This is a genomic window from Acinetobacter sp. YH12097, assembly GCF_013419225.1.
Lineage (GTDB): Bacteria > Pseudomonadota > Gammaproteobacteria > Pseudomonadales > Moraxellaceae > Acinetobacter > Acinetobacter amyesii.
In genome coordinates this window covers 24,894-39,831 of sequence record NZ_VPAN01000009.1, presented here as the reverse complement: position 1 = coordinate 39,831, position 14,938 = coordinate 24,894, and the positions used below count along the sequence as shown (strand labels likewise).

The 14,938-nt window shown below is 39.8% G+C and carries 15 protein-coding genes and 4 tRNA genes; 11 read left to right on the top strand and 8 right to left on the bottom strand.

All coding sequences use genetic code 11. The features are described 5' to 3' along the window. Nucleotides 1-59: 59 nt before the first annotated feature. Both FTU37_RS06055 and FTU37_RS06050 read left to right on the top strand, forming a co-directional pair. On the top strand, nt 60-2,573 hold the full coding sequence (locus FTU37_RS06055) for an acyl-CoA dehydrogenase (protein WP_180123986.1): 2,514 nt from the start codon (nt 60-62) through the stop codon (nt 2,571-2,573). 159 nt (nt 2,574-2,732) lie between these two features. After that, nucleotides 2,733-3,119, top strand: coding sequence for a carboxymuconolactone decarboxylase family protein (locus tag FTU37_RS06050; protein ID WP_180111703.1), 387 nt, complete (start codon nt 2,733-2,735; stop codon nt 3,117-3,119). A gap of 104 nt (nt 3,120-3,223) precedes the next feature. Here FTU37_RS06050 and FTU37_RS06045 read toward each other — a convergent pair whose 3' ends face one another. Both FTU37_RS06045 and FTU37_RS06040 read right to left on the bottom strand, forming a co-directional pair. Then, the gene (locus FTU37_RS06045; RefSeq protein WP_180004813.1) at nt 3,224-3,481 is read right to left on the bottom strand and encodes a hypothetical protein; all 258 of its coding nucleotides are present in this window, start codon (nt 3,479-3,481) and stop codon (nt 3,224-3,226) included. Nucleotides 3,482-3,667: 186 nt separating this feature from the next. Next, the gene (locus FTU37_RS06040) at nt 3,668-4,846 is read right to left on the bottom strand and encodes a S1C family serine protease (protein WP_078191894.1); all 1,179 of its coding nucleotides are present in this window, start codon (nt 4,844-4,846) and stop codon (nt 3,668-3,670) included. A gap of 169 nt (nt 4,847-5,015) precedes the next feature. Here FTU37_RS06040 and FTU37_RS06035 point away from each other — a divergent pair, with 169 nt between their 5' ends. The 3 genes from FTU37_RS06035 to FTU37_RS06025 all read left to right on the top strand — a co-directional run bounded on the left by FTU37_RS06035 (nt 5,016) and on the right by FTU37_RS06025 (nt 7,600). After that, the gene (locus FTU37_RS06035) at nt 5,016-5,774 is read left to right on the top strand and encodes a Nif3-like dinuclear metal center hexameric protein (RefSeq protein WP_180022627.1); all 759 of its coding nucleotides are present in this window, start codon (nt 5,016-5,018) and stop codon (nt 5,772-5,774) included. Nucleotides 5,775-5,930: 156 nt separating this feature from the next. Continuing rightward, the gene (locus tag FTU37_RS06030; protein ID WP_078190250.1) at nt 5,931-6,557 is read left to right on the top strand and encodes a superoxide dismutase; all 627 of its coding nucleotides are present in this window, start codon (nt 5,931-5,933) and stop codon (nt 6,555-6,557) included. Nucleotides 6,558-6,781: 224 nt separating this feature from the next. Beyond that, entirely contained in the window at nt 6,782-7,600 is an 819-nt protein-coding gene (locus FTU37_RS06025; RefSeq protein WP_180123985.1) for an AraC family transcriptional regulator, read from the top strand. A gap of 26 nt (nt 7,601-7,626) precedes the next feature. On the opposite strand, the gene FTU37_RS06020 is transcribed toward FTU37_RS06025, so the two are convergent. Further along, entirely contained in the window at nt 7,627-8,223 is a 597-nt protein-coding gene (locus FTU37_RS06020; RefSeq protein ID WP_180123984.1) for a LysE family transporter, read from the bottom strand. Between the two features lie 392 nt (nt 8,224-8,615). Here FTU37_RS06020 and FTU37_RS06015 point away from each other — a divergent pair. From FTU37_RS06015 to FTU37_RS05995, 5 genes are all read left to right on the top strand, one after another. After that, nucleotides 8,616-8,691 (top strand) — tRNA-Asn (locus tag FTU37_RS06015). A gap of 5 nt (nt 8,692-8,696) precedes the next feature. Continuing rightward, nucleotides 8,697-8,772, top strand: a tRNA-Asn gene (locus tag FTU37_RS06010). 217 nt (nt 8,773-8,989) lie between these two features. Next, nucleotides 8,990-9,065 (top strand) — tRNA-Asn (locus tag FTU37_RS06005). Between the two features lie 258 nt (nt 9,066-9,323). After that, a tRNA-Asn gene (locus FTU37_RS06000) sits at nt 9,324-9,399 on the top strand. Nucleotides 9,400-9,421: 22 nt separating this feature from the next. After that, nucleotides 9,422-9,904 (top strand): DUF2726 domain-containing protein, encoded by a 483-nt coding sequence (locus FTU37_RS05995; RefSeq protein ID WP_218945491.1) that lies wholly within the window; start codon nt 9,422-9,424, stop codon nt 9,902-9,904. Between the two features lie 75 nt (nt 9,905-9,979). On the opposite strand, the gene FTU37_RS05990 is transcribed toward FTU37_RS05995, so the two are convergent. The 4 genes from FTU37_RS05990 to FTU37_RS05975 form a co-directional block, all read right to left on the bottom strand. Then, nucleotides 9,980-10,240 (bottom strand): hypothetical protein, encoded by a 261-nt coding sequence (locus FTU37_RS05990; protein WP_168379169.1) that lies wholly within the window; start codon nt 10,238-10,240, stop codon nt 9,980-9,982. Between the two features lie 183 nt (nt 10,241-10,423). Beyond that, nucleotides 10,424-11,875 (bottom strand): S9 family peptidase, encoded by a 1,452-nt coding sequence (locus FTU37_RS05985; protein WP_180123983.1) that lies wholly within the window; start codon nt 11,873-11,875, stop codon nt 10,424-10,426. A gap of 122 nt (nt 11,876-11,997) precedes the next feature. Next, nucleotides 11,998-12,879 carry a 4-hydroxybenzoate octaprenyltransferase gene (gene ubiA, locus FTU37_RS05980; RefSeq protein WP_180123982.1) on the bottom strand — a complete coding sequence of 294 codons (882 nt, stop codon included), beginning with the start codon at nt 12,877-12,879 and terminating at the stop codon, nt 11,998-12,000. Nucleotides 12,880-12,901: 22 nt separating this feature from the next. Then, a complete protein-coding gene (locus FTU37_RS05975) occupies nt 12,902-13,387 on the bottom strand; it encodes a chorismate lyase (RefSeq protein WP_111884531.1) in 486 nt (161 codons plus the stop codon). 203 nt (nt 13,388-13,590) lie between these two features. On the opposite strand from FTU37_RS05975, the gene FTU37_RS05970 reads away from it, so the two are divergent. Then, nucleotides 13,591-14,505 (top strand): polysaccharide deacetylase family protein, encoded by a 915-nt coding sequence (locus FTU37_RS05970; protein ID WP_180123981.1) that lies wholly within the window; start codon nt 13,591-13,593, stop codon nt 14,503-14,505. A gap of 82 nt (nt 14,506-14,587) precedes the next feature. Here FTU37_RS05970 and FTU37_RS05965 read toward each other — a convergent pair whose 3' ends face one another. After that, nucleotides 14,588-14,866 carry a hypothetical protein gene (locus tag FTU37_RS05965; protein ID WP_168379164.1) on the bottom strand — a complete coding sequence of 93 codons (279 nt, stop codon included), beginning with the start codon at nt 14,864-14,866 and terminating at the stop codon, nt 14,588-14,590. Nucleotides 14,867-14,938 lie beyond the last annotated feature (72 nt).

Sequence of the window (14,938 nt, the reverse complement as noted above, 5' to 3'; positions counted from 1 at the left end):
CGCATGTAGGCTGTTTTAAACGCATAACGCTCTGGCCCTTGTCACTGGAGCCATAACAAATGCTATTTATACTCAGTGCAGTACTTTTTATTTTTGCTCTTTGGGCCGTTTTTTTCTTTGAACTTTCACGAGCTGTAGGCGCAATAACACTGATATTTGTTTCAATTGCACTCGCCTTTTTAAGCCCATGGTCATTAATACTTGGCATCCCACTTATTGCTTTAAGTTTAGTTGTGTTGATTGACCCACTGAGGCTCAATCTACTCACCAAACCTGCCTATAAAACTTTAGCAAATGCAATGCCGAGTATGAGTACTACGGAACGTGAAGCGTTGGATGCAGGAACAAGTTGGTGGGAAAAAGAGCTATTTATGGGTGCGCCTGATTGGAAAAAATTTGAGGCTTATCCCTATCCACAGCTTAGTGCTGAAGAACAATCCTTCATTGATAATGAAGTCGAGCAACTTTGTGCCATGCTCAACGAGTGGGATATTCACCATAAACATAAAGACCTCCCACCAGAAGCTTGGCAATTCATTAAGGATAATGGTTTCTTAGGATTGGTGATTCCAAAATCGTATGGAGGCCGTGAATTTAGCTCATTTGCACAAAGCCGTGTCATGAGCAAGATTGCATCCCGCTCACTGACTGCCGCAGTCAGTTGTATGGTGCCCAACTCGCTTGGACCCGGGGAATTGCTACTACACTATGGTACTGAAGCACAAAAAGATCGATATCTCCCAGGCCTTGCCAAAGGTGAAGAAATTCCATGTTTTGGTCTCACTAGCCCTGAAGCCGGCTCAGATGCAGGTGCTATTCCTGATACAGGTGTCGTCTGTTATGGCACCTTTGAGGGACAACAAGTGCTCGGCTTAAACATGAATTTCTCTAAACGCTGGATTACCCTTGCACCGATTGCCACTGTCATTGGTCTGGCATTTAAATTATACGATCCAGATGGATTATTGGGAGATAGAAATAAAACTGAATATGGCATCACTTGTGCACTGCTACCGGCGAGTCATGAGGGTGTCATTACAGGTCCACGTCATAATCCAGGCTCTCCGTTTATGAATGGTACAGTTGAAGGCAAAGATGTCTTTATTCCCTTAGACTGGATCATTGGTGGGATTGAAAATGCAGGCAAAGGCTGGCGTATGCTAATGGAATGCTTAGCGGTTGGTCGTGGTATTTCACTCCCTGCATTGTCAACGGCAGCCGGTGAAATGGCATATCTAAATGTCGGTGCATTTGCCAAAGTTCGTCAGCAGTTTAAAATTTCCGTGGGTAATTTTGAAGGTGTACAAGAAGCTTCGAGTGATATCGCATCAGATGCTTATATGCTTGAAGCATTCCGCTATTTGGTGACTTGTGGTTTAAACCAAGGCGGCAAACCTGCTGTAATGACTGCAATGGCCAAATACTATGCCACTGAAACCATGCGGAAAGTGGTGAATCATGGCATGGACATCGTCGGTGGACGTGCCGTGCAAATGGGACCTCGTAATTTTTTAGCTTTGAATTATCAAGCCATTCCTGTGTCAATTACCGTCGAAGGCGCCAATATTCTAAGTCGCTCTCTAATGATTTTTGGACAAGGCTCAATGCGTTGTCATCCATATTTATTTGAAGAGCTACAATTACTTCAAGCCGAAGATAAAAACGCTGCACTCAATACATTCAATGAAATGCTGTTTAAGCACTTGGGCTATACTTTTAACCGAACTGCACGTGCCTTTGCTTATGCGTTCACTGGTGGCCCATCAGACTCACCTGCTTCAGCGGATGAATTTAGTCGCCCCTACTATAAAAAAATTAATCGATTCAGTGCCGATTTCGCGCTGACTGCAGATATGTGTCTTGGCCTTTTAGCCGGCGATATTAAACGTAAAGAAATGCTCTCTGGCCGACTTGCAGACATTCACTCTTATTTATTTATAGCAACGGCTATTCTTAAATATTATGAACAAGGTCAAAGAAGCGAAGCTGAACAATTACATGCGCAACTTGCATTAGATAAAGCTTTGTACAATGTTGAAGAAGCTTTCCAGGGCTTATTTGATAACTTCCCAATGCGACTAGCAGCAAGCGTAGTAAAAATCATCTGCTTTCCGTTTGGACGAGTTGTTGCCAAACCTACAGACCGTTTAAAACGTGAAGTTGCCACTCAAATGATGCTAGACAATACTTTCCGCCAAGAACTGAAAAAGCACGTGTATTACAGCACTGCAGCAGATGAAGTTTCTGGTCGTATGGAAAATGCCTTTTTACAATTGTTGAAAATTGAACCGCTGTGGAACCAATTTAAAAAAGCTGAATCTAAAGGCCAATTTAAAGGTTTAACTTTTGAAGCACATATAGTCGATGCAATTGCACAAAAATTCATTACAGCCTCTGAAGCTGAACAGCTCAGCACTTACAACATTCAACGTTATGACAGCATGCTCACAGATGTATTTGACATGCAGCTCATCCACGAACTTGAGTTATCCAATCCACATTTAACCGTTACACCAGAAGTGAAAAAGCAACAACACACCGATGATGAACCAGAAGCCTTCCTGCGTTATTAATCAGCTTCTGCATCGCTTTTAAGCTTTATTTTTCTCAAAATAAAAGCCATTCCATTCTTAAACAATGGGATGGCTTTTTTATACGACCATCAGCCAATGGTATCGCAGAGTCAAAGGTATAGGCTGTACTGCAAAATTACATCACAGAGGGTTTGCTACATGTCACAACCAGATTATGAAAATGGCTTAAAAGTTCGTACTGAAGTTATGGGTGAAAGTTTCGTTAAACGTGCTCAAGACAATACCGTGCCATTTACTCAACCTTTGCAAGATTGGATTAATGAGCATGCATGGGGTTCAACTTGGCAGCGTGAAGGCGTTTTACCCCGTAAATATCGCTCACTGATTACCATTGCATTTTTAACTGCACAAAAAAGTCCAACAGAACTCAAGGGTCATGTCCGAGGTGCTTTAAATAATGGGGCGACTGTAGAAGAAATTCAGGAAGTGTTACTTCATAGTTTGCCATATTGTGGCGCACCGGCGACTCAAGAAGCCTTTCGTGCGGCACTTGAAGTCATTAATGACTATCAAAAATCTGAATAAGTTACTGCGTTATAAAACGGCTTTAGAAAACTACGATTATTGTGGTTTTCTAAAGGGTTTCATCTTGTTTTTAACTTACGACCTTAAATGCAGTGAATCCCGAATCAAATCCAGTAGACATTAAAATTATAGAAGAATTCATTCACTTCAAATCGAACTTGATATCCCAATTCTGTAAGCTCAGCAGATAAACTTCGAATCTCTTCTAAAGCTAAATGCTTGGGTAAAACCGTAAATACGGCGGTATTCCCCTGTTTGGCATTTTCCTCAATCAGCAAAGCCAAACGTGTCTTATATAAGGCGATATCTAAATTGGCTTGACTGGATAAAACTTTGGCATATTCTGCGGGTAAAAAGCTCATATTCTTATACGTTTATCTGATTATTATTGCTTATAAATTAAGCCAAATTCAGCAAAGTGTTCAATGCATTTTTGTAATTGATATTTCAATTACAAAGCGCATTGTTTGGCGCAAACGATGCTCTTCAAAGCGATATACAAAAAAAGGTACTCAAAAGAAATCCCTCATGAAGAGGGATTTTCTATGCTAGCGGGGTAATGGAATATATTGCGAGTCACTGTTTTGAGTTTGCGGTTTACGCTCTCCCACTTGTACAGGTAATGTCATCGCCTTTCCGTCTCGCTCAATGTCAATTTGCATAGTGCTCAATGGCGCTTGTTGTGCAACGTAATTGATTAAATGTGAGGTCGAGGTAATCAGCTCATTATTCACTTTCATGATTTTATCACCACGTTTTAAACCTGCTTGTGCTGCAGGTCCATTGCGAATGACATCTGCGACAATCACGCCATTCACCCGTGGATCTAAAATATTTTCTTGTTTAATTGGAAGTAAACTAATACCTAACCAACCACGTACCACTCGCCCATCTTTTAAAATAGCGTTCAGCACTTGTTGGCACACTTTTGCAGGAATGGCAAAACCAATCCCCAAAGAGCCACCTGACTGCGAGAAGATCGCGGTATTTACACCAATTAAGTTCCCTGCAACATCAATTAAAGCACCACCAGAGTTGCCGGGGTTGATCGCAGCATCTGTTTGAATAAAGTCTTCGTAAGTGTTGATTCCCAAATCTGAACGACCTGTAGCTGAGATAATCCCTTGCGTAACCGTCTGACCCACGCCAAAAGGGTTACCAATCGCTAGGACGACATCACCGACTTCATTGCCACTTAGCTTAAATGGCAAAACCGGTAATTGACTCATTTCAATCTTAATCACAGCTAGGTCTGTATCTGGGTCTGTACCCACAACTTTCGCTTCAGCACGACGACCATCATGTAAAGCCACAACGATCTGATCGGCCTGTGCGATCACGTGGTTATTCGTCAAAATATAGCCATCTGGACGAACAATCACACCTGAACCTAAACTATTTTCGTTTTGATTGGTTTGATCTGGAAGTTGATTACCAAAAAACTCACGGTAAACAGGATCATTTAATAAAGGATGATCCAATTGTTTCACTTTTTGCGTAGTGAAAATATTGACAACCGCTGGAGCAGCAACTTTTACCGCAGCACTATACGAAACTACACCGCCTGTACGCGACGTATCAATGAGGGGCTCAACCTTTTCTGCAGGCATTTTAACCCCATCTGGGGCAATGGGTGCTTTAGGTTTTTGAACCTGTTGCCATGTAAAGAAACCGATGATCACAAGTATTAATAATACCCAAGGTAACCATGTAAAGGTCCGACGCACGTCTATATCCTCTAAATTTTATAATTCATTGATGGCTAAATAATTTATATCGTATTGTAATGTAATCTTTTCAACAAAATTAAAAATAAATACAGAGATTTGTGATTCTTTAGTTACAATTTAAACAATCGTAAATTTTGATTCATCTCTTTGAGATTTTGGACAGTATATGGCTCAGTTAAGTGAAATTATTCAGTGGTGTGACAGCACACTCAAAGCACATGAATTTAAGGACTATGCTCCCAACGGCTTGCAAATTGAAGGCTCAGCAGAAGTGCATAAAATTTTATGTGCAGTTACCGCATCACAAACAGCGATTGAAGCCGCGATAGCAGAAAAAGCTGATTTGCTATTGGTACACCATGGTTATTTTTGGAAAGGTGAAGCTTACCCAATCACAGGTATGCGCGGCAAACGCATCAAAAGCCTGATCAAAAACGATATTTCACTCGTTGGTTATCACTTACCTTTAGATAGTCACCCTACTTTAGGTAATAATGCAGCGATAGCAGATTTGCTCGAATTAGAAAATATTGAAGCTTTAGATCCTACTGAACGTCATCCTATTGGCAATGTTGGCTATTTAAAACAATCCATGACTCCAGCGGCATTTAAAGACTTCGTTTCTGAAAAATTAGGTTTTGATGCCATTCACCTGCCTGCAGATAAACCATCTATTCAAAAAATTGGTTTTTGTACGGGCGGCGCACAGGACTTTATTGGCAAAGCGGCTGCTTTAGATTGTGATGCCTACATTTCAGGTGAAGTGAGCGAACGTACTTTTTACGAGGCTGAAGAATTAAACGTGCATTATTATGCATGTGGACACCATGCAACTGAGCGTTATGGTGTACAACGACTCGCAAAAGCTATTTCAGAACAGTTCAATATTGAGTATAGTTATTTCGAATTAAATAACCCGATTTAATTTAAATCGTCTAGGTCTTTGGCTCAGTCCTTATACGTATATTTTCAGGCTTTATTCTGTATTGTTATTTATAAGCAATGCGCATTTTACTGCAAGAATCTATTACAATAACGGCACTTAATGTCAAAACCCAGCAAAATGCAAGGAATTGAAAACATGACAACGATTACTTTACCAGCGTTACCTTACGGTTACGAAGATCTTGCTCCTCACATCAGCAAAGAAACTTTAGAATACCATCACGACAAACACCACAATACTTATGTTGTTAATCTTAACAACCTAATCGCTGGTACTGATCTTGAAGGCAAATCTTTAGAAGAAATCATCACTGCTGTTAAAGGCGATGCTTCTAAAGCAGGCGTATTCAACAATGCAGCTCAAGTTTGGAACCACACGTTCTACTGGAACTGTATGGCTAAAAACGGTGGTGGTAAAGCTACTGGCGCATTGGCTGCTAAAATTGACGAAGCTTTCGGTTCTTACGAAAAATTTGCTGAAGAATTCGCTGCTGCTGCAACAACTCAATTCGGTTCAGGTTGGGCTTGGTTAGTTGCTGACGAAGTAAACGGTAACCTTTCTATCCTTAAAACTTCAAATGCTGACACTCCGCTTGCTCACGGTAAAGTTGCTGTGTTGACTATCGACGTTTGGGAACATGCTTACTACATCGATTTCCGTAACGCTCGTCCTAAGTACATCTCTACTTTCCTAGAAAGCCTAGTGAACTGGGACTACGCAAACGCTAAATATGCAGGTCAAGCTGCTGGCGTTGAAAAATAAGTTTGAAACCTTATTTTAAAGTCAAAAAAATCACCTTTTTAGGGTGATTTTTTTATGGGTTCTAAAATTTTAAAATAGCCACATCGGTAGTGGATAATTCACAACAAATTAAATTATTGATTCAAATATAAAATTGAATATTTCTGTATAAATTATTTGATCTCAATTTTCGAAAAATTAAAAAATAACCTAAAATAGAATCTACGAAAAACAGGCCATCAATTATGCCGAATCTCTCCAATGAAAATAATTGGATTGTGAGAGCTCCTACTCAAAGCCATAAATTTGAACGAATTGAAGCGTTTCTTTCTAATTATGCTTACAAGCCTCATCGACATGATACTTATGCAATTGGCAGAACACTTTCCGGAGTTCAAAATTTTCATTACAAAGGTACATTGCAGCACAGCCTACCAGGCATGACGATGGTCCTACACCCAGATGAGAAACATGATGGCGAATCAGGCACATTGGATGGCTATCGCTATAGAATGATTTATATCGAACCAGCGATGATCCAAACCATTTTAAAGGGTAAACCCTTACCTTTTATCAAACATGGCTTAAGTCATGACATTCGACTATTTAAAGCAACAGATCATTTTCTAAGCACGATCAATCATCATCTGGATACCCTCGAAGAGGAAGATGCTCTATTTGATTTGGCGACCATACTTTGTGAAATTTCAGATACTTCATTCAATCAAAATACAAAATTTGATTATACGGCTGCAGAAAGAGCACGTGAGTATATTTTGGCGTATCCCCATGAAAACTTAAGTTTGTCAGATTTAGAAAAACAAGCTGGCCGTGACCGCTGGAGCCTCTCTCGTGATTTCCGATTATTATTTGGAACGAGTCCACACCGTTATATGACGATGCGTCGTTTAGAAACAGTTAAGTTCTACCTTGCTCAAGGAGAATCTATCGTTCAGGCAGCTCTAGCTTCTGGCTTTTTTGATCAAAGCCATATGACCAGACATTTTATAAAAACATTTGGTCTCACACCTACCCAATGGAAAATGATCAATATTCAAAGGTAGCTCTTCAATTTAAATGGCAAATTTTATTAAAGTAGATTGATACCATTCAGGAAATCTTTGAACATAAAAAGCCCTGATAAAATCAAAAGTATCCCCATTAGTTTATTAAGACGATTAAACCAAACAGGATCAGCTATTTTTTTGCCTAATATTTTTCCAAAGAGCGCATAGGTGAATGGTGCGCCAACAGCAGCAAGTGAAATCAGTAAAGAAACTATAAATATCATGATTCCAGTAATCTTGGCTGCGGGATACATAATTGTCGTGACAGGTAGGATGACGAGAATGGCTTTTGGATTTAATAACTGAATAAGCAGACCGTTTAGGAATGTGAGATGGTTTTCTTGCTGTTGTGTGGTTTCTACATTAGCTCTGATCATTTTTATAGCTAAGTAAAAGGTATAGAGTGCACCCACTAAAGCAATATAATGAATCCATCCATGCGGAATAACAGCTTCACCGATATAGCCAAACAATACGAATAAGATCAACATGGCAAAGCCAACGCCTATGTAAAATCCTACAGTCTTTTTTAGTTGACCCGTAAGACCTGAATTGAGTCCCATAAAATTTACAGGACCTGGGCTATACATAACGCTTAGGGTATAAAGAAAAATTTCCACAAAATTCACTCAATTAGGTAGTAATAAACATCAAAGAGAGAACGATATCGGGTTCTAGGCCTTAAAGATTGTACGTTTGTGATGAAATCGATCTTGGAATAAATACCCTCTTTTTGACGTAATGGCCGCAATACGAAACTACAGCACGCATTGCTTTCAGTATTTTCGGAAATAGCAAAACAAAATAAAGCACCCCCTACCCACCATTTCATCAATTACACTTTTAACTATAATCACCAAAGTATTCTGATGACTTTTAATACGATAAAAGCTTAAAAGAATCAATAAATAAGCAACAAACACATCTTTGGATAATAAAAAAACATTTAAGCGCTTTATCTTTTATTTTTACTTGACCACTTTAGCTTTCATCCCTAAAATGCGCATCAGATTCTCCAATAGCTCAGTCGGTAGAGCGACGGACTGTTAATCCGCAGGTCCCTGGTTCGAACCCAGGTTGGAGAGCCATCTATTCTTCCATAGCTCAGTCGGTAGAGCGACGGACTGTTAATCCGCAGGTCCCTGGTTCGAGCCCAGGTGGAAGAGCCAGATTCTAAAAAGCCCACTCATTGCGAAGTGGGTTTTTTATTGCCTACTATTTAACAAAGCATACCTACTTTTTTTGTTTTTGCTTTCCTAAAAGTATCCGTATATGTACCAAGTTGTCTGATTAGGCTATTTTTAAAACACTTAATTTGATTTTTCTGTATTTTATTTAAATCAGGCTTGACCACCCTGCCATACATCTTTAGAATCCGTTTCAGATTCTCCAATAGCTCAGTCGGTAGAGCGACGGACTGTTAATCCGCAGGTCCCTGGTTCGAGCCCAGGTTGGAGAGCCAAATTCTAAAAGCCCACGCATTATGTCGTGGGCTTTTTTTATGCTCTAGGCTTTTATTTTTAAGATAAGAATCACTTGCTCTATGACCTAAGCTATTCACCGACCTCTCCTTCCACATTAGAAGCAATTATCAAAGCTTAAGTTTTAAAAACACTTTATATTAAAGGTGTTTATATTTAATACATTCAGCCTAAATTTTCTTATTTTTTGCAATTCCGACTTGACCTCACTGCATTTGCCCCATAGAATGCGTGCAGATTCTCCAATAGCTCAGTCGGTAGAGCGACGGACTGTTAATCCGCAGGTCCCTGGTTCGAGCCCAGGTTGGAGAGCCAAATTCTAAAAAGCCCACGCATCATGACGTGGGCTTTTTTCATATATGTAGTTTATTCCGTGCCAGATCTCAGTCAGTTCATATTTTTTATTATTGGTTGCTTGGCAACTTTTGCACTTGTCTGCTTAGTCTTTCCGAGACTGTTTAGAAGCAAACAAAAGTTTTTCCCACGTCGTGTAATCACTGCCTTTGAAAGTAAGATGTTTCATCGTTTAAATGAAGCATTTCCGAACTACCACATTTTAGCCCAAGTGGCTTTTAGCGCACTGATCACCAATCAAAATTATAAAATTAGGAATAGATTTAATCGAAAAGTCACTGATTTTGTCATACTTGACCAAACTTATAATGTGCTTGTGATTATCGAACTGGATGACCCTAGTCATATAGGCAAAGAGCAAGAAGATGCTGAACGTGATGCAATGCTTGAAGAAGCGGGCTACCGTGTAATCCGCTACACCAGTATTCCAACAGTTCACACGCTCAGGCATGATATAAATAAATAGTTGTAAAATACGTAAATCAAAATCAAACATTGAGTGAATGCGCATTGCATTCACATCGATAATGTAAACAGAATTTTATTGAGCATTTGACTCTTGAGCAGCCAGCACTTCTGATACTGCTTGGTCAGCCTCAGCAGCCAAAGCCTCATCTTGGGCTTCTTTAGCTTTAATGCGCTCAATCATTTCAGCTTGTTGTTGCTTATATTTTTCTTGGTTTTTGGCATCACTATTGACTGCAAGAAAAGCCATACTGACCAAAAATATAGGAATCAATAGCCCAAGTGCCATCAAAATGATCATCTTTTTGGTATTGGGCTTTGGCTTAACTTCAGACATAACGATTCTTTCATTTACATAAATAATTCGACGCCCAATATAGCAAAAAACAAAATTCGCTCAAGCCTTCATATCATTCTTTACTCTAACCAACTATACCCCCTCATTTTCACGGATTGAATGATTAACAATCCAATATTCAATAAAAAAAGGAGACATGCTCCTTTTTTATTATTTAAAAACTTAGCTTGAAGCAACTATACCCGTACAATGTGGACTTTGGCTCGCATCTTTTTGCTCATTGGTTAAATCAATACCTGTACCTGCGGACATTTTAGCTTGAATAAATTCGACCGCTTGCGCATTTCTACAGATAATCGCCTGTGTATGACTTGCTTTTGGCACAATATCCAATAAATATCCATCCTCATATTTTGCCTGTGGGAAGTATTTCACCGCTTGCAATTTCATATTTTCAAATAAAGCTTGAGTCACAGGAGGTAATACAGCTTTATCTTCTTCACCTTGAATAATATAAACAGGGGCTTTAATTACTTTGGCAGCAGTTGCATTCGTCGCTGGCTGATTATCATTTAAAAATTTCTGAACAACGGGATCGGTATCGATTTTATTCAAATCAATTCCGTACTGTGAAACCATATGCGTTGGATCTTTTAAGAATTCAATCACAGCTGCTTTAAACTGTTCTTGCAAACCATTTGCGCCATTTGGATCGGCATAACTTAAACATGCACCATCATCCCCTGTACGTCCATAGGCTTTTTCTGCAATAACACCAGCATCTGCAGTAAAGATATTTTTTAAATCATAATTTGGCTCATAGGCTTTAATACCCGAACTGGTCAATGCAGCATATGCCAAAAGCTCAGCATAGCCATCTGCAAGTTGCCCCATTAACGCATCTGCTTGCTGTGCATTGATTATGTTATTTGCAAGCGCGTAACGAATTTGAAGCAATTGTTCATCTAAGATATTGACGCCCTTACTCACGCCGTTGTCATCCAGATTTAAAGCAGGATCAAGATAGATCCTAATAATCGTCCCCAAACTCGATGCAGGTGCGGCTGCCACTGCCCCTTTATAGTTTGCATCCGTATTTGCAAATTCCGCCGTCCCTAAGGATGCATGACCACCTTGCGATTGACCGATCGACATCCACTGACCATTGAGTTGCTTACCATAATGTTCTTTTGCTGCTTTAACCGCAGTAAGTGCCGAATTTGCCGCACTCGATAAATTGAGGTATGGATGCACCCCCTTCGTACCTAAACCCTCATAGTCTGGTGCCACAATTACATAACCTGCTGCCATAAGCGTGTTAGCTAGAATTTTAAAACGTGGATGAATTACATTTTTACTTGGCGCACATTCATCTCCAGCCCCGACTGTTCCATGCTCCCATACCACAACACGATAACCATCTTTAGGTTGAGTAGCTTTTGGAAATAATACTAAGGCTGTTGCTGTTGCTGCTTTCCCCTGCACATTGGTCATGTTATACGTCATGACTTTAATGGACGATGTATTGTCTACAGTATCTAAAGCATAATTTGCTTCAGAAACAAATGTTGATTTTTGATTCGAAGATGATGAGTCATTATCATCATTACACGCGGTTAAAGACAGCATAGAAACTGCAACTGTCAGAGCTAATGCTATTTTTGAACGTTTCATAAAATATCCTTTTTAATCATTATTCTTTAAGCATGAAACTACATGCCTTTTTATTAATGCATAAAAAAAAGCACCCGAATAGGATGCTTTAGTTCATTTTAAACAGTTTCAGATCAATGACATTAAAGAACCAATGCCATAAAAATTCCAATAAAAATCATAAGCCCGACCCAACGGTTATGGCGAAACGCCCAAAAACATAACTGAGGATCACGGCCTTTAGTTTTAGTCCACTGGTAAATAAAATCGGCAGCCACAGCCAACAATGCAACCAAACCGAATGGCACCAAGAGATCTTCTAAATACAGCGCTGCACCAATCAATACAATACTCAGCGCCTGCAATAAAGAAATGATTTCAATATCGTATTTACCAAATAAAATCGCAGTCGATTTCACGCCAATTTTCAAATCATATTCACGGTCAGTAATGGCATATTGTGTATCATACGCAACGGTCCACGCCAAATTACCAAAGTACAATAACCAACACGTTAAATCAGGTGTTTGCCCCACTGCGGTGTAAGCCATAGGAATCGACCATGAAAATGCCGCGCCTAAAAATACTTGTGGCAGATGCGTGTAGCGTTTCATAAAGGGATAAATGAACGCTAAAAACAATGCACCAAAGGACCAATAAAAAGTTTCTATCGGTAAAAAGAACAACATACATGCGCTAGCAAGTACCAAGATCAAGAACACATATATGGCTTCTTTAGCACTAATCACTCCAGTGGCTAAAGGACGATGTTTGGTTCTTTCCACAGCACCATCGACTTTACGGTCAGCAAAGTCATTAATCGCACAACCTGCTGCACGCATAAATATCGTGCCCAAAATCATGGGAATCAAAATACTGAATTGCGGTGTTCCTTGATTGGCAATCCACAGTGACCACATGGTTGGCCAAAAAACCAGTTCCGTGCCAATTGGCTTATCGAAGCGACATAAATAGTAATAAGCTTCTAAACGCTGCTGCCAAGTAATCTGTTGCACCACGGCCATGACTATCCTTCATCTGGTAATGTTATTTCTGCAAATATTGCTCAAAACTCGCTAAAAAAGTTTCCTGAACTATAAATTTACAACCATGCCAAGTATAACAGCTCTGACGTGTCCAACCATCGTCTAGCCACAATACACGCCGCTCACACTTCGGATTGGTACGCTGAAATAAAAAATGTCCGATGGGTTTTTTACCAATATGCTGAAAAATCCGCGCACGCCCTTGTATGCTAAGGATTGGAAATATACTTTTTGCCTTGACCCACGGCTCAGCTTCACAGCCATATAAATAACTTTCACGTACCCAAGCTGTGTGCTGTATTGGCATTTGTAGCCACCGTGCATCTTGAAGCGTCATACGTTGAAATTGCTCAATACTCGGCTCAACTTTAAATACACCTTGGGCAAAATCTGTTAATTGTTGGGTTAATGAACCCGAAGCATACAACCATGTTCTTAATTCAGGAGACATCCTTTTATCCCGCATTTCGCATGCTTGACGCTGCATATTTCATTTCCCTTATAAGCATTTGCTGAGTATAGCGAATCCTTAGTGTAACCAACTCAACATCGTTTTTCATGACCAATAGCTTGTTTTAAGTAAAATGAGCAAAACCAAAACGGCTTAAGTACTTCATTACATTTGCAATCAACACAAACCTCACATACACAGTATGATGTCGTGGATAACAACTGAATTACACCAACATAATGTTTCCATATAACCCGCTACATGTTTTTATTTTTTTCGTTTTACTTTGTGCCAATATCACGGTTCAAGCAAAATCTATTGCACTCAGTTTTGATGATGGATTAAATCCAGTGTTTAACGCACAAGCGGAACAAATCAATGCCCAAATTTTAAAACATCTGCATGATCAACAAATCAAAACTATTGTCTTCCCTAGCCTGATTAAAATTGGCGATTATCAAGGTAAACAACTAATTCAAGCGTGGGGACAATCTGGCCATCTGATTGGCAATCATAGTGCACTGCACCAAAATCTGAATAAAGAAAATGTCACTGTACACGATTATCTGCACAGCATTGAACAGGCAGATACAGTGCTAAAAACGCTGCCGAATTACATCCGTATTTACCGTTATCCATTTTTAAAAGAAGGTAATAACGCTGAAAAACGTGATGCTGTCTATCACTGGTTAGAGCAGCATCAATACCGCATTGGCGGTGTGAGTATTGATGCCAGTGACTGGTTTTATAACCGGAAATATCTCGACTATGCCAAACAGCAAGACTTTGACAAATTAGAGCGTCTAAAACAAGCGTATATTGCTCACCTGCTTCACCGAGCGGATTATTATGACCAGCTTGCGCAGCTCACTTTACAACGTTCACCGCAGCATGTTTTGCTTTTACATGTAAATGCCATTAATGCCGCATTTTTAAAGGATGCCATTACTGCTTTTCAACAGCATGGCTGGACATTTATTTCAGCTGAGCGCGCCCTGCAAGACCCGTTATATGCACAGCACAGCCAAAACATCCCTGCGGGTGAAAGTGTGATTTGGTCGATTGCCAAAACTCAAGGAATTACACAGCTGCGCTACCCCGCCGAAGATGCGCCTTATGAAGGTGACAATTTAAAACAGCATGGTTTGCAATGACGGTTAGCAAATCACTTAAAGCACTATAAAAAATGACCTGCTGTGTTTCAGGTCAATTTTTAGATCAAGTTTTAGTGTTGGATTAAAAGTTATCTGTCTTGGCAATAGCTTCAAACTTTCCTTGCGGCGTTTTTATTAAAACCAACCCTTCGGTTGTAATATAAAAACTTTCAGGGTAATGAAACTCCAATGCCAGCTCTGGGTTTTTCAGCTCGATAAATTGAGCCTGCTTATAACCTTCAACGGTCCGCCCCACTTCCAAATAAGTCACTTCTGAGAAGTTAAGTTTAAATCCCTTTGCCTGATCTGCTGGATCAATCCAAGGGAAAAAACCGGTATGTTTTTTACGTGGTTTTGCCATGTTTAGATATTCATTCAACTCTTTGCCTTATCTTAATCCATCCCATAAAAAAACCCGCACAAGGCGGGTCTT

What these genes read in the sequence shown, in the direction of transcription:
- FTU37_RS06055 (WP_180123986.1), top strand. Translation starts at nt 60, where the DNA reads ATGCTATTTATACTCAGTGCAGTACTTTTTATTTTTGCTCTTTGGGCC.
- FTU37_RS06050 (WP_180111703.1), top strand. Translation starts at nt 2,733, where the DNA reads ATGTCACAACCAGATTATGAAAATGGCTTAAAAGTTCGTACTGAAGTT.
- FTU37_RS06045 (WP_180004813.1), bottom strand. Translation starts at nt 3,481, where the DNA reads ATGAGCTTTTTACCCGCAGAATATGCCAAAGTTTTATCCAGTCAAGCC.
- FTU37_RS06035 (WP_180022627.1), top strand. Translation starts at nt 5,016, where the DNA reads ATGGCTCAGTTAAGTGAAATTATTCAGTGGTGTGACAGCACACTCAAA.
- FTU37_RS06030 (WP_078190250.1), top strand. Translation starts at nt 5,931, where the DNA reads ATGACAACGATTACTTTACCAGCGTTACCTTACGGTTACGAAGATCTT.
- FTU37_RS06025 (WP_180123985.1), top strand. Translation starts at nt 6,782, where the DNA reads ATGCCGAATCTCTCCAATGAAAATAATTGGATTGTGAGAGCTCCTACT.
- FTU37_RS05995 (WP_218945491.1), top strand. Translation starts at nt 9,422, where the DNA reads ATGACGTGGGCTTTTTTCATATATGTAGTTTATTCCGTGCCAGATCTC.
- FTU37_RS05990 (WP_168379169.1), bottom strand. Translation starts at nt 10,240, where the DNA reads ATGTCTGAAGTTAAGCCAAAGCCCAATACCAAAAAGATGATCATTTTG.
- FTU37_RS05985 (WP_180123983.1), bottom strand. Translation starts at nt 11,875, where the DNA reads ATGAAACGTTCAAAAATAGCATTAGCTCTGACAGTTGCAGTTTCTATG.
- ubiA (WP_180123982.1), bottom strand. Translation starts at nt 12,879, where the DNA reads ATGGCCGTGGTGCAACAGATTACTTGGCAGCAGCGTTTAGAAGCTTAT.
- FTU37_RS05975 (WP_111884531.1), bottom strand. Translation starts at nt 13,387, where the DNA reads ATGCAGCGTCAAGCATGCGAAATGCGGGATAAAAGGATGTCTCCTGAA.
- FTU37_RS05970 (WP_180123981.1), top strand. Translation starts at nt 13,591, where the DNA reads ATGTTTCCATATAACCCGCTACATGTTTTTATTTTTTTCGTTTTACTT.
- FTU37_RS05965 (WP_168379164.1), bottom strand. Translation starts at nt 14,866, where the DNA reads ATGGCAAAACCACGTAAAAAACATACCGGTTTTTTCCCTTGGATTGAT.